Origin of the sequence: Bacillus sp. FSL K6-1145, assembly GCF_038003425.1 — a bacterium.
GTDB classification, from domain to species: Bacteria; Bacillota; Bacilli; order Bacillales; family Bacillaceae; genus Bacillus; species Bacillus pumilus.
On record NZ_JBBOPC010000001.1, the window covers coordinates 1115552 to 1136299 of the forward strand.

The following is a 20748-nucleotide window of genomic DNA, read 5'->3' on the forward strand; positions in this document are numbered from 1 at the left end:
GACAATATGTTCATCGGAGAAGCAAAAAAACTCATTGTCGTCGTCATTGGTGCACTGCTCAATGCGATTGGACTAAATTTATTCTTAATTCCAGCTGATGTATACGCGAGTGGGTTTACAGGGGTAGCCCAGCTGTTATCTAGCTTAATGGATCAATATGCGCCATTTTATGTATCCACAGGGATTCTATTATTTATTTTAAATATTCCAGTCGGCATTTTAGGGTGGATGAAAGTGGGCCGTTCCTTTACGTTTTACAGCATCATCAGTGTGGCCCTGACGACCATTTTCCTCGGCATCTTACCAGAAACGAGTGTTTCACATGATATTTTACTAAATGCTGTGTTTGGCGGCGTGATATCAGCAGTAGGGATTGGGATCACGCTCAAATTTGGGGCATCGACAGGCGGACTCGACATCATAGCCATGATCTTAGCGAAGTGGAAGGATAAACCAGTCGGCACGTATTTCTTCATTTTAAATGGTATCATCATTTTTACAGCAGGATTATTACAAGGTTGGGAGAAAGCATTATATACCCTTGTCACATTGTATGTGACCACAAGGGTCATTGATGCCATCCATACAAGACATGAGAAGCTGACCGCGATGATTGTGACGAAGAAGGCTGATGAAATCAAGGAAGCCATTTATGGAAAAATGGTCAGAGGTATTACGACTGTACCTGCAAAGGGAGCTTTTACCAATGAGCCAAAAGAAATGATGGTGATCGTCATTACAAGGTATGAGCTGTATGAACTTGAACAAATTATTAAAGAAGTCGATCCAAAAGCCTTTACAAATATTGTGCAAACAACTAATATTCTTGGATTTTTCAGACGAGATTAAAAGGTGGGTAGCGAATGAAAAAAGGGTTGGTGCTTCTTCTCGTTGTATTGATTTTAACCGCTTGTGGACAACAAAAAAAGGATGAACCAAACAAGGAGGTATCAGGTCAAATGGGAGAAAAAACGGTTGTACTCACAGTAGACCCCGTCCAGAAAGGTTCTTCGGTTCAATTTAACATGTCACTGAAAAATGAATCAGATCGAAATATTGAATTTACCTTTAACACAAGCCAGAAATTCGAACTCAGTGTGTATGATGAAAACGGAAATGAACAATACCGCTACTCAAAAGACCGTATGTTCACTCAGGCCATCCAATCATTTGTACTAAAGAAAGGCGAAGCCTATGATTTTCAAGATACGTGGTCAAATGGTGTCAAGCCGGGAACGTATGAAGCGGTCGTCACATTTAAAGGAAAAGCAGAAGGGCTGAAGCAAATCACGGAAAAGAAAACGTTCCAAGTGAAATAAGTGCTTTCAGCTTCATGAGAATCAGAAAAAGCTGTCCAATGGTGTGGACAGCTTTTTTATGTTAGAGATCATCGAGCAAGTCTTGGAAGGTATGCAGCTGGTTTCTTTCTGCATCTGTCGAATTGGCAAATGCAGATGATACGGCATTTTTGGCTCGTTTGACCGCCTGTTGACGCTCTAACCCAGATGGAAATGAAGAAGTAAGGGCTTCTTCAGTAAATGATTTGGCTTGATCAAAAAGTTCGTTTCTCACAATGAACCTCCAGAAGCATCAGTCTTCATGTTTCCCCTGTCCTCCGCAGCTTCTTCAAGCGTAGAACGATAAGGAAAACGTGCATCATGCAGACTGACTGAATCTTTACCTTGTTGTATAAAGCGTTTCGATTTGCTTCTTTTACCCATTCGGAATTCGCCCCTTTACACAAGCTGACAGGACAACCTGTCTAAAGGTAGTATGCCCGCTTCCATCTGCTATGTATGAATGGAAAAATTAAAGCGAGAAGTAATTCGTTAGAAACTTTGCAATCCCATCTTGTTCGTTTGTATCAGTGACTTCATTTGAAATACGTTTCACAGCATCAATTCCGTTGCCCATAGCCACACCGCATCCAGCAAATTCAAGCATTTCTAAATCATTGTCTTCATCTCCGAATGCCACAATCCGCTCCTGTGGAACGCCGTAATAATCACTGATCTTTTGCAGTCCAACGGCCTTGTTCATGCCTGTTTTAATGATCTCAATCACGTGCCACGGAGCAGCCCATCGCCTATGATCAATCACTTCTGCATGAACATCTGATAAATAGCTTCGAATGGCTCCAACGTCCTCTTCTTTTGCGTGAATTAACACGCTCGTCACATTCTCTCCAAGGTTGTCCCGAAGGTCTCCAACAGTAACTTTATTTGCATTCATATTAAATATATCAATGAGCTTCTCATCATGATAATGGAAATACAAATCGTCTAACACTTCAGCTAGCACATTGTGTACTTTATACTCCTCACTAATGTCTACAAGCTGTTTAACGACTTGAAGATCAAGTGACGTATGAAATCTTCCCCATTTTTCATCAAGAGGATGATGGACAAACGCTCCATTAAAATTCACAATGGGTGAATCAAGCTGTAATTGCTGATAATAAGGAGAGCTGGAACGAAATGGCCGTCCGGTTGAAATACAGACATGATGCCCGCTGTCTTTCACTTTTTGAATGACGTCAAGTGTGTGTGTAGAGATGGTTTTATCATCTTTTAATAACGTGCCATCCAGGTCAAGTGCGATTAGATAAGGTTTAGTCTCCATAAAATCTCCTTTGATCTGTAAGTGATAGGAGGCAGTTCTTGCGGCGCCTCTACCTATAGTGTATCTTTATCACATCTTTGTTGTCTACATGTTAAAATAAACAAAGACGGGAATGATAAAGGAGGATTCATAGGCTGTGATCACCATTGATGAGCAAATTGCGCGCGATATTCCATTTTTACATATCGTAAAAGCTGAAAATAAAAACAAACCGCTGCCGCTTGTATTTTTTATACACGGATTTACAAGTGCACGCGAGCACAACTTACACTTCGCCTTTCATTTGGCGGAAAAAGGCATGAGAGTGATTTTGCCTGACTGTGCTTATCATGGTGTAAGATCAGAAAACCTCAGCTTAGAGGAACTGGCGTCAAGGTTTTGGGAAATTGTCCTGAACGAAATACATGAAATCGATATACTCAAAACATATTTTCAAGAAAAACAATTGATTGAAGCCGATCTGATCGGTGTTGCAGGTACTTCCATGGGCGGCATCACGACCTTTGGTGCACTCGCCAAGCATGATTGGATTAAAGCGGCAGTTAGCTTGATGGGCAGTCCGAAATATACGACATTCCTACAAGCACAAATCATGAACATGCGGAACAAAGGGTTGATGAAAGAAATTACAGACGAAGAGGTTCATCAGCAATTAGACGCGCTGCGTCCTTATGATTTAACGCTGCAAACAGATCGATTAAACAAAAGACCGCTGTTATTCTGGCATGCAGAAAACGATCCAGTTGTCCCTTATCGGCATGCAAAAGCTCTTTATGACGAGTTAGTAGCAACCCAATATAAAGAAGATCCGCACCTGATTCGTTTTATTACAGATGGACAAGCTGGCCATAAGGTCTCAAGACAGGCAATGTTTGAAACGATTGACTGGTTTGTGACACATCTGAAAAGCACAAACGTTTAGTCAAAAGAAAAAGTACGTTATACTAATGGAAAAGGAGTGGATATCATGGATGAAGCATTGAAAGAAAATATTTTAGGCGCCCTAGAACAGGTGATTGACCCTGAGCTGAATGTCGACATCGTCAACCTTGGACTTGTCTATGATGTCGATCTTGATGAGAATGGAAAAGCGGATATCACGATGACCTTAACATCAATGGGGTGTCCCCTTGCACCAGTTATCGTGGATGAAGTGAAAAAAGCATTAAGTGATCTTCCAGAAGTGAAAGAAACAGAAGTTCACATCGTATGGAATCCGCCTTGGACACGAGACAAAATGTCAAGATACGCAAAAATTGCGCTCGGTATTCAATAAGCACAAATGAAAATGCCTGGTATGAGTTGAACTCATGCCGGGTTTTTTTATGAAAAAATAAGGTGGAGGAAGAGAATAGTACGATATAATGGGTGTAATTTCATAGAACGGAGTACCTATAATGAAACGAAAATGGTTATGGATTGTTCTTTTGATGGGATATGCTGCTGCATTTTTTACATCAATCACCATTCGTGAGGAGCAAGCACACAAAAAACAAGATCTTGAGGCGTTTACAGATGTCAGTCATCTCATGCCTGTTAAAATAAAGAAAGTCGTTCAAGGTAAAGAAATAGATACTTTAAAAGAAGTAGTAGAAGAAGCGAAAGCAAAAAACCTGCCGATATCCATTGCCGGCAAACAGCATAGCATGGGCGGCCACACGTATTATGAAAATGGCATCGTGCTCGATATGACAGAATTCCGCCAAATTTTAGCATTTGATAAAAAAAAGAAAACCATCCGTGTCCAAAGCGGCGCTACATGGGATGATATACAAAGATATGTCAACCCATATGGTCTTGCCGTGAAGGTCATGCAATCACAGAACATCTTTACGATAGGCGGTTCCCTCAGTGCAAACGCACATGGACGTGACATTCGCTACGGATCACTCATTGACACCGTTCGTTCTTTCAGACTGTTAAAAGCAGATGGTGAGATTATCACAGTGAAGCCAGGCGATGATTTATTTACTGCCGTTATTGGAGGGTACGGCTTGTTCGGTGTCATTTTAGATGTTGAACTTTCCTTAACAAAGGATGAATTATATAAAATGGAGACAACCTCTCTAAATTACGATGAATACACTGATTATTTTCAAAAACATGTCAAACAAAATAAACAAGTACGCATGCATCTTGCCAGAATCTCAACATCGAAAACCAACTTTTTGAAAGAGATGTATGTAACGAATTATTCCCTCACTTCACAACAAGAGATCGAATCATATCAAGAGCTGAAAGAGGATCAACTCGTTATGCCACTCAAATTTATGCTCGGTCTTTCAAGAAGGTTTGATATGGGGAAAGATCTGCTATGGAATTTGCAAAAGAAGTATTTCCAAAGTCAAAATGATCAGCTGATCACAAGAAATAATGTGATGCGCTCAGATTCTGCTTTTTTAGACTATGAGAATGAGTCAGACACAGATGTACTGCAGGAATATTTCGTCCCAGTGGATCGCTTTCGTGCGTATATCGATGAAATGAGACACTTTTTACAACAGGAAGATTTGAATTTAATGAACATCACGATCCGCTACGTACAAAAAAATGAAAAAGCGGATCTCTCATATGCGAAAGAAGATATGTTTGCCCTTGTTCTTTTAGTGAATTATGGTTTTAAGAAAGAAGAGAAGGCAGAAGCAGAGCGGATCATCCGGCAAATGACAGATATCACGCTACGGCACCATGGAAGCTATTACTTACCGTACATGCCTTATCAAACGAAGGTACAAATGAAACAGGCGTATCCTAAAACGGATGTGTTCTTCCAAAAGAAAAAGCAAGCAGATCCGGACGGCAGGTTTATCAATTACTTTTATGAAAGGTACAATACACAATGAATGCAAAAGCAATGAAATGGTTCGTCTACTCACAAAGTCTGCTGTTTTTCGCCAGCAGTTTGATTTTCCCTTTTTACATTCTTTTTATTAAAAATGTTGGATCAAGCTACTCTCAGTTTGGTCTTGCCTATGGCCTGTTTGGTTTAAGCGGAGCGTTTATTCATTTACTTTTAGGGAAACTGCCCGAAACCACCGATAGGCGGCTCTTTTTGATTATTCATTCGTTCGGTATGGCATTTCTTTTGCTGCTATTTCCGCATATAACAGAAGTCGCGCAAGTGTATATGATTCAGCTGGTACTTGGTGCACTAGGCGGCTTTCAAAAGCACGGGGAAAAACTCATCGTTACGGAACTGACAACAGAGAATAAAAGAATGAAGGAGGTCGGCCGCTATCATTTTTGGACAGCTCTTTTTTCATCGATAGCAATTATGCTTGGCGGCCTGTTTGCAGATTTCTTCACCGTTTACTTCATTTTTTATGCAAGCTCTATCATATATTTATGCAGTGCTCTCATGATCATCTTGATGAAATATGAAAGATAAATCCGCATATCTCACGTAGATATGTGGATTTTTTTATGAAAAAAAATGAAAAGAAATATTAAATATACAATTGAATTAATTTTTATACATGTTATAATGTTAAATAATTTCACAAAGATCAAGAGGGTGTATTGACGTTGAAAATAGGTATTATAGGTGCTACGGGATACGGTGGTGCGGAATTAGTTCGTATCTTCAAGCAACATCCACACGTGGATGAATGTATATTGTATTCATCGAGTGGTGATGGGCAATTATACAGTCAATCTTATCCGCATCTAACAACGATTACTGATCAAACATTAAAAGCCATTGATCCTGCTGCCATTGTGCGAGAAACAGATGCTGTGTTTTTAGCGACACCAGCAGGCGTATCAAGTGAACTCACACCGAAGCTCATGAACCAAGGAGTGCCTATCATTGATTTATCAGGTGATTTGCGCATTCAAGACGGTGCAACCTATGAAGCTTGGTATAAACGAAGGGCAGCTGATCAAGCATCTGTTCAACAAGCTGTGTACGGGTTATCTGAATTGAATCGTGAAACGATTGAGCAGGCTGAAGTTATTGCAAATCCAGGGTGCTTCCCTACCGCAGTTCTTCTCGGTTTAGCACCGCTGATGAAACAGAATCTAATCGATGAATCTATGATCATAATAGATGCAAAAACAGGAGTGTCCGGTGCAGGACGATCTGCCTCACTTGGAACGCATTTTTCAGAGCTAAACGACAACTTCAAAATTTATAAGGTAAATGAACATCAACATACACCTGAAATAGAGCAAATATTAAGAGAATGGAATCCGCACACGGCGAATATCACATTTTCAACGCACCTTGTCCCGATGACAAGGGGGATTATGGCGACGATGTATACCCAGCTGAAATCAGATATCACAAAAGAGGAATTGATGAAGCATATGAAAGGCTTTTATGAAGATTCCTATTTTGTCAGAGTGAGAGATCACGGGGTGTATCCGCAAACAAGGGAAGTATACGGCAGTAATTTCTGTGACATTGGCTTTCATTTAGATGAACGTACAGGCAGACTCACGATTGTGTCTGTGATCGACAATCTCATGAAGGGCGCAGCCGGCCAAGCGGTTCAAAACTTCAACATCATCAAAGGCTTAGATGAAGAGGCGGGCCTCACAATGACACCTCTCTATCCATAAGAACAGGGGAGACAACAAACATGATCGAATTGAATGAAAAAAGCATTGTTAAAATAGACGGTGACGTATCATCACCAAAAGGCTTTGAAGCAAAGGGGATTCATATTGGATTACGTTATTCAAAAAAAGACCTCGGACTGATCGTCAGTGAAGTGCCGGCAGCGAGTGCAGCGGTATACACACAAAGTCACTTTCAAGCTGCGCCTCTACAAGTCACTCAGAAAAGCTTAAAAAAGACAGGGCAATTAAAAGGGGTCATTGTCAATAGTGCCATCGCCAATGCATGTACCGGTGAGCAAGGTTTAAAGGACGCATACGAAATGCAGGCAGCTTGCGCAAATATGTTAGGGGTAGAACCTGATTACATTGCTGTTTCTTCTACTGGTGTCATTGGAGAGTGTCTGGATATGGAGAAAATCAAAAAAGGCATCACTCAGCTGAAAGAAGCAAAAGCAGGGAATGGTCATTTTGAAGAGGCAATCTTAACGACAGATACAGTCATTAAAAACACAACATACACCCTGACGATAAACGGCAAAGAGATTCTCATTTCAGGTGCAGCGAAGGGCTCAGGTATGATTCATCCAAATATGGCAACAATGCTTGGCTTCGTGACAACGGATGCAAATGTCGAACAAGACGCTCTGCAAAATGCACTGCGTGATATTACCGATGTGACCTTTAATCAAATTACTGTCGACGGAGAAACATCGACAAACGATATGGTACTCGTGATGGCAAATGGCATGGCAGAAAATGATGTGCTAAATGAAGAGCATCCAGAATGGCCATTGTTCAAAGAAGGATTAAAGCTAGCTTGTGAGGATCTTGCCAAAGAGATTGCAAGAGACGGAGAAGGTGCAACGAAATTAATTGAAGCGCAAGTCGCTGGCGCTAAAAATCATTTAGAAGCCGGCATCATAGCGAAGAAAATCGTCGGTTCAAGTCTAGTGAAAACAGCCGTATACGGCACCGACGCCAACTGGGGGCGTATCATTGGAGCGATTGGCCATAGCGCAGCGTCCGTCACACCACAAGAGGTAGAAGTGTATTTAGGTGGACAATGTCTGTTTAAACATAATGAACCGCAGCCATTCTCAGAAGAGGAAGCAAAAGCGTATTTAGAGCAGGATGAGATCACGATTTTGATTCAAATGAATGAGGGGAATGGTCAGGCAGCGGCATGGGGCTGTGACCTTACCTATGATTATGTGAAAATTAACGCGAGCTATCGCACATAATGAAGGAGATAGACATGGATAAAACGATCGTATTCAAGTGTGGAGGCAGTGTCATTCGAGAACTTTCAGATACCTTTTATGAAAATGTCCGCTCACTTCAAGCTGCTGGATTTAAGCTGGCTATCGTCCATGGCGGAGGCCCTGAAATCACCAGCATGCTGCAAAAACTAGAAGTGAAAACAGAATTTGTTGACGGGCAGCGCAAAACAACGAAGCCGGTATTAGAGGTAGCCGAAATGGTCCTCTCGGGAACGGTCAATAAATACTTTGTGTCAGAGCTCGCAAAGCATGATATCTCATCTGTCGGCGTGTCTGGGAAAGATGGTCAGATGCTTGTCGCTGATTTTCTTAATCAAGACGTGTACGGGTACGTTGGTGAAATCAAAGAAGTGCATCCAGAGATGGCAGAAGCATTAATGGAAAAACAGTTTATTCCTGTGATTGCACCGTTGTCTATGACAGAGGAATGCCAAACGTTAAACGTAAACGCTGATTTAGCAGCATCAGCTGTAGCAGGAGCGATGAAAGCTGATAAGCTCATGTTTGTTACAGATGTGGAAGGCATTTTAAAAAATGGCGAGCTATTAGATGTCGTCACCGAACAAGAAGCTCTCACGCTCATTGATGAAGGCATTATTTCCGGGGGAATGATTCCAAAAGTGCAATCCGCTTTGAGTGCTTTATCAGGAGATGTGAATGAAGTCATGATCGTCAATGGCAAAGGCAGTATCTTTACAGGGGAAACCTTTAAAGGAACAAGAATTGTGAAGGAAAAGGAGGCGGTCCTGTGAGTCATCTCTTTCAAACTTATGGACGGTGGAATGTTGAAATTAAAGAGGCAGCAGGTTCTTGGGCATTCGATACAAATGGGAAAAAATATTTAGACTTTATACAAGGCATTGCGGTCACAAATCTCGGTCATAATCACCCAAAGGTCAATCAAGCCATCAAGAAACAGCTTGATCACGTCTGGCATGTATCGAATCTATTTGAAAATGGACTGCAAGAAAAAGCAGCAGAAAAACTGGCTGCAAATAGTTCAGGGGATCTCGTGTTTTTCTGTAATAGCGGAGCTGAGGCAAATGAAGGTGCAATCAAATTAGCGCGTAAAGCAACAGGGAAAACAAACATCGTGACATTTCTGCACTCTTTTCATGGGCGCACGTATGCTGGTATGGCTGCTACAGGTCAAGATAAAATCAAAACGGGTTTTGGTCCCATGCTGGAAGGCTTTCATTATGTCCCGTTCAATGACCCAGACGCTATTGCTGCATGTGAAGTCGATGATGTGGCAGCGGTGATGCTTGAGGTTGTGCAAGGAGAAGGTGGCGTAAATCCAGCGACAACAGAATTTCTAGAAGCTGTTCAAGCGTTTTGCCAAAAGCATGAAGCACTTCTGATCGTAGATGAGATTCAAACGGGTATTGGACGTACAGGAACAGCATTTGCATACGAACAGACGGGACTTGATCCTGATATTATCTCTTCTGCTAAAGGATTAGGAAATGGCTTCCCAGTCGGTGCAGTCATCGGGAAAAAGGCTTTAGGAGACGCATTCTCACCAGGTTCACATGGAACAACTTTTGGTGGCAACATGCTTGCCATGGCTGCTGTGAATGCAACACTCGATGTCATTTTCAAAGATGAGTTTCTGACAGAAGTCAAAGAAAAAGGCGCTTATCTGCTAGAAAAACTGCAAGATCTGAAACAACTGAATATCGTAAAAGAAGTACGCGGAAAAGGATTGATGGCAGGGGTTGAATGTCATCAGCCAGTCGGAGATTATATCACAGCTCTGAGAGAACAGGGGTTGCTAGTACTTCCAGCTGGTCCGAATGTGATTCGGTTATTGCCTCCGCTGAATGTAGAAAAAGCAGAAATAGATCAAGCAATAGAAGCGATGACTCATGTTTTAGCAAATGAAACAGTGACGGTATAAATTTTTTTACACCAAAACGCATAAAAATGCATTTATATTACTAATTATTCAATTTGGGGTGACACAAGCATGAAAGGTTATTTAAATTTAGAAGATGGAGCCTCTTTTGAAGGAGATCTGACAGGAGAAGCTGGCATGACAGGTGAAGTGGTTTTCTTTACAGGGATGACAGGTTACCAAGAGGTGCTCACAGACCCTTCCTATAAGGGACAAATCATTGTTTTCACATATCCACTCATCGGAAATTACGGTATTAATCATGAAGACTTTGAGAGCAAAAAACCACAAGTGAAAGCTGTCGTTGTGTATGAAGCAGCGGATCATTTCTCTCACCATCTTGCAGCTGTTAGCTTAAAAGATTATTTACAGAAGTGGAACATTCCGCTTCTGACTCATACCGATACACGTGCAGTCGTGCAAAACATCCGGGCAAATGGGACGATGAACGCTGTGATCAGTGTAGACGAAAACGAAACACCGCCGGCCATGAAACAAGACAATGTGATCGCACAGGTGACAGACGATGAAATCTACACTCAAGGCAGCGGCGAGGAACATGTAGCGCTTATTGATTTTGGCTTTAAAAAATCAATAGTAGATTCGCTTGAAGCGCGCGGCTGTAAAGTAACCGTCATTCCGTACAAACAGCTGGAAAAGGTGTTTGAGATTAAGCCAGATGCGGTCCTGCTATCGAATGGACCTGGAGATCCCAAAACAATGAAGCCATATTTAAAAACCATTCATGACATCATGATGACCTTCCCGACACTTGGAATCTGCTTAGGTCATCAATTAATCGCTCTTGCACTTGGCGGGGATACGTATAAGCTTCCATTTGGCCACCGCGGGGCGAATCACCCTGTACAAGATACAGAATCCAAACGTGTTTTCATGACAAGTCAGAATCACAGCTATGTGGTGAATGAAAAAAGCATGAATGACAAAGAAGTGGACGTGAAATTCCTTCATGTTAATGATGGATCTGTCGAAGGATTCATTCATAAAGAGAAGCTCATTATGTCAGTTCAATTTCATCCAGAAGCACACCCAGGTCCTGCTGAAAGTGAATGGGTATTCGATGATTTTATTGAGAAAGTGAAACAAGCAAGGAGAGAAGTTGCACATGCCTAAAGATCAAAGCATACAAACCATTCTAGTCATCGGGTCTGGTCCAATCATCATTGGTCAGGCAGCTGAATTTGATTACTCAGGAACACAAGGATGTATGGCCCTAAAAGAAGAGGGCTACAAAGTCATTTTAGTGAATAACAACCCAGCAACCATTATGACAGACGAATCATTTGCTGATGAAATCTATTTTGAACCGCTTTCAGTTGATTCAGTGAAAAGAATCATCGAAAAGGAAAAACCAGATGGTCTTTTAGCCAACCTTGGCGGACAGACCGCTTTAAACCTTGCTGTCGAGCTCGAAAAAGCCGGTGTGCTGAAAAAGCACGGGGTAACCCTGCTCGGAACGTCAGTTGAAACAATTGAAAACGGTGAAGATCGAGAGAAATTCCGTGCTCTCATGAAGCAGTTGAACGAACCTGTGCCAGATAGTGAAATTGTGGATAATGCAAAGGATGCCCTTCAATTTGCAAAAGAAGTAGGTTTCCCAGTCATCCTAAGACCAGCATACACACTTGGCGGAAAGGGCGGCGGAATTGCTTTAACAGAAGAAGCGTTTAAACCGCTTATTGAAGGAGCCCTTTTAGCGAGCCCGATTCATCAGTGTTTAGTTGAAAAAAGCATCGCGGGCTTTAAAGAAGTGGAATATGAGGTCATGAGAGACCGTCAAAATACGTGTATTACGGTTTGTAATATGGAAAATATCGATCCAGTTGGTGTGCATACAGGAGACTCAATTGTCGTTGCACCTTCGCAAACATTAACAGACCAGGATTATCAAATGCTTCGTTCAGCGAGCCTGAAAATCATTTCAGCACTCGATGTAGTCGGGGGATGCAACATCCAATTCGCCCTTGATCCACTCAGTAAAGAATACTTTGTCATTGAGGTGAATCCGCGGGTTAGTCGTTCATCTGCTCTTGCCTCAAAAGCGACGGGCTATCCGATTGCTAAAATGGCAGCAAAGCTTGCGGTAGGCTATACACTAGACGAACTGAAAAACCCGCTCACAGGCACAACTTATGCTAGTTTTGAGCCGGCACTCGATTATGTCGTCGTGAAATTTCCGCGCTGGCCGTTTGATAAATTTAAACAGGCAGATCGTCAATTAGGTACAAAAATGAAGGCGACTGGCGAAGTCATGGCGATTGACCGTAATTTAGAGTCAGCCATCCAAAAAGCGGTCGCCTCTCTTGAAATCAAAACAAAGGGTTTCCACCTGCCAGAATTGAAAGACCAATCGACTGAACAACTATTTGAGCTTGTCAAAACACCAGACGATCGACGTTTCTTCGCTGTCATGGAGCTTCTTTCAAGACAGGAAACGGTTGAAGCGATCCATCAAGCGACGAAAATCGATCTATTCTTCTTACATGTGTTCAGCAATATGATCACGCTCGAACAGGAATTGAAGAACCATGAGGGAACGCTCTCCAAAGACACCTTGAAAAAGGTAAAGGAAAAGGGCTTCCTTGATGAAACGATTGCTCTTCTAACGGGCAATAGTGAAGAGGCGATTAGACAGCTTCGTCAAGAATATGGCATTACGGCTTCATTTAAAATTGTCGACACATGTGCCGCGGAATTTGATGCAAAAACGAACTACTTCTATTCCACATACTTTGGAAAAAGTGATGGAGAGCATCAAGAGAAAACAAAACAGCGTGCACTCATCATTGGCTCTGGTCCAATTCGAATTGGGCAAGGAGTCGAGTTTGACTATAGTGCGGTGCATGGCGTTCTTACCTTGCAAAAGCTTGGCTTTGAAACGATCATGATGAACAACAATCCAGAGACGGTCAGTACGGATTATGAAATCGCAGATCGTTTATATTTTGAGCCCATTACATTAGAGCACATCTTAAACGTTGTGGAAGCAGAGCAAATTGATTTCGTCATCGTTCAATTTGGCGGACAGACTGCCATCAATGTAGCAGAAGGCTTAGAAAAAGCGGGCATTACGTTGTTAGGTACATCCTTTGACACGCTAGATGCGCTGGAAGATCGTGATCTGTTCTATCAGCTTCTTGATGAACTGAACCTACCTCATGCAAAAGGAAATACAGCTCATTCAAAAGAAGAAGCGCTCACGCATGCTAACAGCATCGGTTACCCTGTGTTAATTCGCCCATCGTATGTCATTGGCGGAATGGGAATGATTGTTGTCCAGTCAGAAGCGCATTTGACGTCACTACTTGATCAGCCAGATCATTTGCCGTATCCAATTTTAATTGATGAGTATGTCACTGGAAAAGAAGTTGAAGTGGATCTGATTTCTGACGGAAAAACGACCTTCATCCCAACGATCGTGGAGCATATTGAGAAAGCAGGCGTCCATTCAGGTGACAGCTTTGCCATCTTACCAAGTGTCTCCATCAGCGAGGACATCAAACAGCAGGTGCATATTGCGTCCGAACAAATAGCGAAGAAATTAGCGTTTAAGGGCATTATGAATATCCAATTTGTGATCAAAGGGGATCAGGCGCTTGTACTAGAGGTGAATCCGCGGGCGAGCCGGACCGTTCCAGTTGTCAGCAAGGTGATGGGCATTGACATGATTCCACTTGCGACTCAATTACTAGCTGGTGCAACGCTTGAAGAACTGAACCCAGTAACGAAAAACAAAGGGGGAACAGCGGTCAAATTCCCAGTCTTCTCATCACATGCCATTCAAGATATTGACTTAAAGCTGACACCTGAAATGAAAGCGACAGGAGAAGGAATGTGTGTAGGCAAAAACGCCGAAAGCGCCTTGAAAAAAGTGTTTGCATCGATCTGGCATCAGAAAGGTAGCCTCTTTATAAAAGGCAGTGAACAATTGGTAGATGACGCAAAACATGCAGGCTTTGACGTCTGGACGGACAGCTTCGACACTTGGCTGCAAAACGAAGATAAATCCCTTCATATCCATTTAGGCGAGGATGAAGAGGCAAAAGAGCAACGCGTAAAAGCACTCACACATGGCGTCCAAGTTCTAACAGAATATGAAACAGTTCAAGCATTCCTGCAAGGAAAAAATGGAGATGTATCACCAGTATCGCTCCAAGAATTATACAAAAAGGAAGTGACGGCATGAGTCAAGTTGACGTGCAACCGACATTATACGGAAAAGACTTTTTATCATTAAAAGATTTCTCAATCAATGACATTGCTTATTTAATTGAAAAAGCGGAAGAAATGAAACAAAACCCATACCAAGATTTATTCAAAGGGAAAACATTAGCGATGATCTTTGAAAAATCGTCAACTAGAACCCGTGTATCGTTTGAAGCGGGAATGACGCAGCTGGGGGGACATGCGCTCTTCCTCAGCTCAAATGATTTGCAAATCGGCAGAGGAGAAACGATCAGTGATACAGCGCAGGTGCTGTCTGGCTATGTAGACGGCATTATGATTCGAACCTTTGAACATGAGAAGGTCGAGGAGCTGGCACAATACGCGTCCATTCCTGTCATCAATGGACTGACTGACTACTCCCATCCATGCCAGGCACTTGCTGATTTATTGACGATAAAAGAAGCAAAAGGAACATTAAAAGGAATCAAAGTCGCCTACATCGGTGACGGAAATAACGTGGCTCACTCCTTGATGGTTGGCTGTGCGCAGCTAGGCTGTGATATTGCAGTTGCATCACCAAAAGGCTATGAACCACTTCAAGAAGTAACAGACACAGCACGTGAGTTTGCAAAACAATCAGGCGCAGAAGTCATCGTTACGACAGACCCTGTCGCTGCTGTCCAAAATGCAGATGTCATTTATTCCGATGTGTTTACAAGCATGGGGCAGGAAGCAGAAACAGAGAAACGCCTTGCTGAATTTAAAGAATATCAAGTCAATGATGAACTAATGCGTCATGCAGCAAAAGATTATATTTTTCTTCATTGTCTCCCAGCACACCGCGGAGAAGAAGTGACAGCAGACATTATTGATGGACCGCACTCAAAAGTATTTCAGCAGGCAGAAAACCGCCTGCATGTACAAAAAGCATTAATCAAAGAGCTCATGTATCAACAAACCAAATAAATGAAAAGCATCCCTGACTCGTAGGAGCAGGGACTTTTTGCATAAAGGATTGGAGAGGCAAGTCACGGGACATAATAACATCATCGAGAAAGGAGGATGGAAATGGGTCAGCAGCATCAGTTTAAATCAGGGAATAAAGCACCAAATAATGGTGTGTATGTCGAGATCGGTGAAACCGGCAGTATGGTGAAAGATCCTTTAAAGATTAAGCTTCAAGCAGGCGACGTCTTTCCGGATAACTCGAACCATAACCGTGTTTGGACCTATCAGAGAAAGCCGTAAGCAATTGACTAAGAGTCGGCTGGAATAAGTCTTTAGAGGCATGTGTCATGCCTCTTTTTTCTTTATAATAAAAAACAATTAAGTTCAAATTTTCAAATAAATAGTATGAATAAAAGAGAATTTAAGGTAAAATATGTAAGTGAGATTAACTAGTTGAAAGGATTTGTGTGATGGAAAAGACGAATCTCAGTGAAAGTGTTTGGAATAAACGCTTCACCTCATTATTCATATCAAGACTCATTAAAAACACAGGAGAAAGTTTTGCTTTTACATCCGTCCTTTGGCTATTGATTTTGAGAGGGGATGGAGCGCTCGGTACAGGACTTCTCCTAGCAGTAACCGTACTTCCTTCATCTTTGCTAGCCCCAATACTAGGACCTCTTATGAAAAAGCACCATTTGTCTAAATGGATGTTCGCATCAGACGTCGTTCGAGCAACCATTGTACTCATTATTCCGCTATTGCATTTTTCGCATCTATTGCCATTATGGTTATTGATCTCATTAATGGTTATTCAATCGGCAACAGGTGCAGCGTATAACCCAGCCTCGGTGGCGATTTTACCGCAGATTGTACCGAAGCATCTGATTCAAAAAGCAAATGCCATCCTGCAATCTTCTTTTGAAATTGTCGCACTTGCAGCAGTCATGGTCGCTGGTCTCTTAGTCAAATTAATCGGACCTGCAGATACCCTGCTCATCACCACTGCCTTATTCATCATATCCGGCCTGTTTATTATCGGTGTTAAATTAAAGAAAACCGCTGAAGACAAAGCAGCAGGTATAAAACAAGCAAAGAATACATATTTTTATAACTTAAAAAGAGGGTTTCTCGTCGTCAAAAATCATCACATTTTATTTGCACTGACGCTGTATTGTATTTTAATGAATGTCGCTGCAGCTCCGTGGCAGGCACTATCTGCTGTATACGTAGCAGAAGCATTGCAAAGCGATTCTATGGTGTATTCCATTTTAAGAGGTGTTGCTGCAGTCGGCGCGTTTATGATGGGCTTTGCTCTGGCGAAGATAAAAATTAAGAGATTTGGTTTGTTCTTTATTGTCGCTGGTATGATTGAAGGAGCTGCGTTCTTTATCACAGGGATGAGTACATGGCTGCCAGTCGTTCTACTAGCCTCCTTTATATTCGGTGCCGCCGTTAGTGCGATCAATGTACCGGAAATGGTCATTATTCAAACGTCTGTCGACCAAGATGATCAGCCGCAAGTATACGCGGTGATCAATGCTTCATCAAATGTTTTCCTCCCGTTTGCAGCTGTCGTATCAGGCGTTCTGGCAGAAAGATTTGGAGCGGGACCTGTCATTGCTGGCGGCGGGGTCCTTGAAATTTTATCAGGTATCGCGATCTTCCTGTTTACAGGGCTTGCGAAAAGCCATTTGACTCAAGACAAACAGAAGTCCGAAACCGTCGAGGTGTAATCAATAAAAAACCCCCTGTAGCTGCAGGGGGTTTTAGCGTACCGCTTTTCAAGCAAAAAGAAAAGAGCTAAAATCAAGATCATTTTAGCTCTTTCTCGCATTCATCTCTTACGTATTAAGAGTGTTTTGTTGAACTTTCCGTTTCTTTCATTGGACTTACTTCAGCAAAGATGAATAAAATAACCGTAAACACCACTGCAAGAATAGAAGTCAAAGTAAAGTCATAAGCAGCGCCATTCATCGAAGCAACGATGTAACCAGCCATATGTGTCAGCAGAAAAGTCCAAATGAGGGTGATAATATAATGCATAATCCCACCGTCCTTTATGTAACAATCTATTGATTATCATACCATAGATACGAGTGAGGGGAAAAGACTGTTTTAGCCTTTATGTGACCATTTTTAGACCTTCTTCTATAAAAATAAAAAGAATTCTTCTGTCATTAGGGGATTTCCTTATTCCTACAAGAGTTGTTGTTCATATCATAGAAAGCAGAATCACTGAAAGGAGGCTGGCCATATGGGTGTAAGCGAACGGTTTTTCCAGCTTGGTTCCCAGTGGAACGTCATTCACCTTCCTCAAAAACCAAATGGCTTTGGCATTCTTATCCTCGGTGACCGAAATCACTTTGTGCAGGAAAATACATCATTCTGGCTTCAGCACTATGGAAGAAACCAGCTTTTAACTGCCTTAAAGGATGAAGGATATACATTGTTTAATAGTCATCTTCATGGGAATCACTGGGGATGCGAAGATGCTGTTTTTAGTACAAAGCAGCTCGTTCATCACACATTAAAACAAGAAATATTAAACCGGGAAATTCATGTGCTGGCAGAGGGGATGGGTGCACTCGTTGCTATGAGCCTTGCTGAAGAGATGCCAGAAGTGCTAAGATCCATTGCGATGGTGAATCCATGTCTGCATCTCTATGCACAACGGGAAAGAGAAAAGGAACACAAATTCTTTTATAAACAGCTAATCAAAGAATTAGCGAAAAGCTACGGCTGCTCTGAAAAGGAAGCGGAAACGTATCCGCTCCCAGCTTGCCCTGTTCATTCTGCTCATGTACCGATTCACATATGGCAAAGACTAAACGGTGCACCCTATGCATATGAACTGCATGCAAAGCCTTTTATTGATCAGCACATGAAGAATCCAGAGCATTGTCAGATCGATCTCACCTTGCATATGTTTGATCATCCGAGAAGAATCTTTCAATCCATTCACAAGTTTTATAAATCGCATGAAAGAGAATTGTGATGAATAGGATGATAACAGCCCTTCATGGAAAGGGCTCTTCTTTTTATTCGATAAGCTAAAAAAGGGGACATGAACATGGAGACAGGACTGATCATAGGGGCAGATGAATTTTTTGGCCTAGCGCTGTGTGAATATATGATGAAAGAGGGCATTCAAATGGATATCACATGCCCTCATGAGCAAACAGAAGAGCAAAAGAGGTTATTAGAAGAACGAATGATGTGGCTTGGCAGAAATGATCTTTTCCGTGTCATTGACCTTCAGGATGGGAAAGACACGTATGATCTGATCTTTATTCAATCAGAAGAACCAGATAAAAGATACGAAGACTTGAAAGCGGCGCATGGCATGTACCGGGTTCTTTACGAAAAAAACGAAGACGAATCATCCAATCAGAATGTGCCGGCTGTTATTCTACCTCGTATGTTTGGACCATGGACACTTGATAAAGAAAGAACGAAGCGTGATGAGGCATTTTTTGTAGAAGATGTAGCAAGGGATTTGTTCAAGTGGGCATCAGGCTCTGAACAAAGACAGGAAATAACACATGAATTGAAGGTAGAAAGACAAACAGATGACAAACAAGCAGAAGAAATGATGGCAGAATGGAAAAGACAAAACTCAACATTTTTCGACAAAAAGCAAGAATGATCTTCCATCTTATCTTTTTTCAGTATAAAATAAACCTATATTTAACATACAGGTTCATGCCTGCATGTGGCAAAGGGAGTTGAACATGGCATGAAGTATCAGCGGCTTGTCATGATCTTTTCGTTCCTTCTCCTATTATCTGCCTGCTCACAGGCACCTTTAAAAGGACAGATTGAGAAGGTGGGTTTACTCGTCCCCGATACAATTAATGATCAAGTTTGGGGAACGAAAGGTTATAAAGGCTTATTAAATATTCAATCAACATTTGGTGTAGATGTTTATTATAAGGAAGGAATGGTCGACAAAGAGAAAATCGTTGATGCCATTGAAGAGTTTCACAAAAAAGGAGTCAATTTGATTATTGGCCATGGCAGTGAATACAGCGAAATTTTCAACATCATTAGTGAAGATTATCCGAAAACACAATTTATCACGGTAAATGGAAACAAGCCTCAGGCGGATAATGTTGCGAATGTGACGTTTAAAGGTGAAGCGATGGGCTTTTTCGGAGGCATGACAGCAGCACATATGTCAAAATCAAAAAAGATTGGTATTCTTGCTACATATGATTGGCAAAGCGAAGTAGACGGCTTTATTAAAGGTGCAAAATATCAAGATGAACATGTACAAGTGCTTGCCGAGTTTGTTGAAAACTGGGATGATGCGGACAAAGCCGTGGAGCTCTATCGAAAATTGGAAAAACAGGGCGTAGATGTTGTATATCCAGCAGGTGATGGTTATAATATCCCTGTCATTGAACAAATCAAAGCTGATAATTTATCAGCGATCGGATATGTCACCGATCAATCCAACCTCGGCAGCCATACCGTCTTAACAAGCACAGTCCAGCATGTGGATAAAGCGTATAGTATTATTGCGAAGAAATTTAATGAAGGCAAGCTAAATGCACAAGGTGAGTACTCCTTTGACTTTAAAGAAGGAGTGATCGAAATGGGGAAATTTAGTTCCACCATTGACCGTGCTTTTTTGAAAGACATTGAAAGTGATATTGCGTCTTACAAAAAAACTGGCAAACTGCCAAATGAAAAGTGAGGATACGATGATGCAGCACGAAAAATCGATGGAGTTTTTACAAATTGCCATGAAGTATTTTCCGCAGGCAAAAGAAGAATTAGATAAAGCAGGTATTCAGCTTGAGCCCGAAGCTCTTCAGCCGCTTTTATCATTGTTTACATCTGTTATGCAAGAGGCATATGAGCTTGGAAAAGCAGATGCAGAATCAGAAAAAGCCACAGAATAGTGGCTTTTTTTTATGATAATTTTTTCTTGAAGGCACTAATCATAGGGCCAACATCTTTAAACACAGGCTTCAGCTCATCGATGGAGTTCATAATGTTCCCAATTTGGTTCATGACATGCATGTAGTCAATGGAGTCTTCACTTGAAGATGTCTCCACGCGTTCCTCCTTTGCTTCTTCCTTGCTTTTCTCCTTTTCAAGCGGCTGTCCAAACATCATAGCCGAAAAAATATCTTTTTGCGCCATATCAAATGCTCCTTTCTACTATTGGTATATCAATAATCTATGAAAAAAGTGAGAGGAAAGGTTAGACGTTTGTATTGCCAAGGAGAAAAAAATAAG

General features: G+C 41.7%; 24 protein-coding genes. 19 read left to right on the forward strand and 5 right to left on the reverse strand.

What is annotated here, in order from left to right:
- Positions 1-6 precede the first annotated feature (6 nt).
- Positions 7-849 carry a YitT family protein gene (locus tag MHH41_RS05410; RefSeq protein ID WP_003211320.1) on the forward strand — a complete coding sequence of 281 codons (843 nt, stop codon included), beginning with the start codon at positions 7-9 and terminating at the stop codon, positions 847-849.
- A gap of 14 nt (positions 850-863) precedes the next feature.
- A complete protein-coding gene (locus MHH41_RS05415; protein WP_340865860.1) occupies positions 864-1319 on the forward strand; it encodes a BsuPI-related putative proteinase inhibitor in 456 nt (151 codons plus the stop codon).
- 61 nt (positions 1320-1380) lie between these two features.
- On the opposite strand, the gene MHH41_RS05420 is transcribed toward MHH41_RS05415, so the two are convergent.
- The 3 genes from MHH41_RS05420 to MHH41_RS05430 form a co-directional block, all read right to left on the reverse strand.
- Positions 1381-1572 (reverse strand): DUF3813 domain-containing protein, encoded by a 192-nt coding sequence (locus MHH41_RS05420; protein WP_003211719.1) that lies wholly within the window; start codon positions 1570-1572, stop codon positions 1381-1383.
- The gene (locus MHH41_RS05425) at positions 1569-1721 is read right to left on the reverse strand and encodes a hypothetical protein (protein WP_008348539.1); all 153 of its coding nucleotides are present in this window, start codon (positions 1719-1721) and stop codon (positions 1569-1571) included. Before MHH41_RS05425 ends, MHH41_RS05420 begins: the two co-directional genes overlap by 4 nt.
- A gap of 88 nt (positions 1722-1809) precedes the next feature.
- A complete protein-coding gene (locus MHH41_RS05430) occupies positions 1810-2622 on the reverse strand; it encodes a Cof-type HAD-IIB family hydrolase (protein WP_050945320.1) in 813 nt (270 codons plus the stop codon).
- A gap of 136 nt (positions 2623-2758) precedes the next feature.
- Between MHH41_RS05430 and MHH41_RS05435 the strand changes: the two genes are divergently transcribed.
- The 13 genes from MHH41_RS05435 (at position 2759) to MHH41_RS05495 (ending at position 17234) form a co-directional block, all read left to right on the forward strand.
- Positions 2759-3544 (forward strand): alpha/beta fold hydrolase, encoded by a 786-nt coding sequence (locus MHH41_RS05435; protein ID WP_212046084.1) that lies wholly within the window; start codon positions 2759-2761, stop codon positions 3542-3544.
- 45 nt (positions 3545-3589) lie between these two features.
- Positions 3590-3898 (forward strand): metal-sulfur cluster assembly factor, encoded by a 309-nt coding sequence (locus MHH41_RS05440; protein WP_003211530.1) that lies wholly within the window; start codon positions 3590-3592, stop codon positions 3896-3898.
- Between the two features lie 121 nt (positions 3899-4019).
- Positions 4020-5465: an FAD-binding oxidoreductase gene (locus tag MHH41_RS05445; RefSeq protein ID WP_050945317.1), complete on the forward strand. Its 1446-nt coding sequence runs from the start codon at positions 4020-4022 to the stop codon at positions 5463-5465.
- Positions 5462-6010 carry an MFS transporter gene (locus MHH41_RS05450; RefSeq protein ID WP_253622735.1) on the forward strand — a complete coding sequence of 183 codons (549 nt, stop codon included), beginning with the start codon at positions 5462-5464 and terminating at the stop codon, positions 6008-6010. The genes MHH41_RS05445 and MHH41_RS05450 overlap by 4 nt, the downstream gene beginning before the upstream one ends.
- 137 nt (positions 6011-6147) lie before the next feature.
- On the forward strand, positions 6148-7185 hold the full coding sequence (gene argC, locus MHH41_RS05455; RefSeq protein ID WP_034620058.1) for an N-acetyl-gamma-glutamyl-phosphate reductase: 1038 nt from the start codon (positions 6148-6150) through the stop codon (positions 7183-7185).
- A 20-nt stretch (positions 7186-7205) separates the two neighbouring features.
- Positions 7206-8426 (forward strand): bifunctional ornithine acetyltransferase/N-acetylglutamate synthase, encoded by a 1221-nt coding sequence (argJ, locus tag MHH41_RS05460; protein ID WP_310023427.1) that lies wholly within the window; start codon positions 7206-7208, stop codon positions 8424-8426.
- 14 nt (positions 8427-8440) lie between these two features.
- Positions 8441-9217: an acetylglutamate kinase gene (argB, locus tag MHH41_RS05465; protein WP_106029954.1), complete on the forward strand. Its 777-nt coding sequence runs from the start codon at positions 8441-8443 to the stop codon at positions 9215-9217.
- A complete protein-coding gene (locus MHH41_RS05470; protein WP_003211045.1) occupies positions 9214-10365 on the forward strand; it encodes an acetylornithine transaminase in 1152 nt (383 codons plus the stop codon). The genes argB and MHH41_RS05470 overlap by 4 nt, the downstream gene beginning before the upstream one ends.
- Positions 10366-10434: 69 nt before the next feature.
- Positions 10435-11496 carry a carbamoyl phosphate synthase small subunit gene (locus tag MHH41_RS05475; RefSeq protein ID WP_340865863.1) on the forward strand — a complete coding sequence of 354 codons (1062 nt, stop codon included), beginning with the start codon at positions 10435-10437 and terminating at the stop codon, positions 11494-11496.
- Complete coding sequence (locus MHH41_RS05480) at positions 11489-14569, forward strand: carbamoyl phosphate synthase large subunit (RefSeq protein WP_050945310.1); 3081 nt, start codon at positions 11489-11491, stop codon at positions 14567-14569. The genes MHH41_RS05475 and MHH41_RS05480 overlap by 8 nt, the downstream gene beginning before the upstream one ends.
- Entirely contained in the window at positions 14566-15516 is a 951-nt protein-coding gene (gene argF / locus MHH41_RS05485) for an ornithine carbamoyltransferase (protein ID WP_050945307.1), read from the forward strand. The genes MHH41_RS05480 and argF overlap by 4 nt, the downstream gene beginning before the upstream one ends.
- 102 nt (positions 15517-15618) lie before the next feature.
- The gene (locus MHH41_RS05490) at positions 15619-15798 is read left to right on the forward strand and encodes a YjzC family protein (protein ID WP_003211282.1); all 180 of its coding nucleotides are present in this window, start codon (positions 15619-15621) and stop codon (positions 15796-15798) included.
- Positions 15799-15968: 170 nt separating this feature from the next.
- Complete coding sequence (locus MHH41_RS05495) at positions 15969-17234, forward strand: MFS transporter (protein ID WP_253622731.1); 1266 nt, start codon at positions 15969-15971, stop codon at positions 17232-17234.
- 115 nt (positions 17235-17349) lie between these two features.
- Here the strand turns inward: MHH41_RS05495 and MHH41_RS05500 are convergent, their stop codons facing one another.
- On the reverse strand, positions 17350-17544 hold the full coding sequence (locus MHH41_RS05500) for a YjzD family protein (protein WP_003211779.1): 195 nt from the start codon (positions 17542-17544) through the stop codon (positions 17350-17352).
- 211 nt (positions 17545-17755) lie between these two features.
- On the opposite strand from MHH41_RS05500, the gene MHH41_RS05505 reads away from it, so the two are divergent.
- The 4 genes from MHH41_RS05505 (at position 17756) to MHH41_RS05520 (ending at position 20408) form a co-directional block, all read left to right on the forward strand.
- The gene (locus tag MHH41_RS05505) at positions 17756-18496 is read left to right on the forward strand and encodes a hypothetical protein (protein WP_003211061.1); all 741 of its coding nucleotides are present in this window, start codon (positions 17756-17758) and stop codon (positions 18494-18496) included.
- A gap of 75 nt (positions 18497-18571) precedes the next feature.
- The gene (locus MHH41_RS05510) at positions 18572-19147 is read left to right on the forward strand and encodes a nad binding enzyme (protein ID WP_226805011.1); all 576 of its coding nucleotides are present in this window, start codon (positions 18572-18574) and stop codon (positions 19145-19147) included.
- Between the two features lie 90 nt (positions 19148-19237).
- Complete coding sequence (locus MHH41_RS05515; RefSeq protein WP_050945301.1) at positions 19238-20200, forward strand: BMP family ABC transporter substrate-binding protein; 963 nt, start codon at positions 19238-19240, stop codon at positions 20198-20200.
- A 10-nt stretch (positions 20201-20210) separates the two neighbouring features.
- A complete protein-coding gene (locus MHH41_RS05520; RefSeq protein WP_003211983.1) occupies positions 20211-20408 on the forward strand; it encodes a ComZ family protein in 198 nt (65 codons plus the stop codon).
- 10 nt (positions 20409-20418) lie between these two features.
- On the opposite strand, the gene MHH41_RS05525 is transcribed toward MHH41_RS05520, so the two are convergent.
- A complete protein-coding gene (locus tag MHH41_RS05525; protein WP_226805013.1) occupies positions 20419-20652 on the reverse strand; it encodes a hypothetical protein in 234 nt (77 codons plus the stop codon).
- Between the last annotated feature and the right edge of the window lie 96 nt (positions 20653-20748).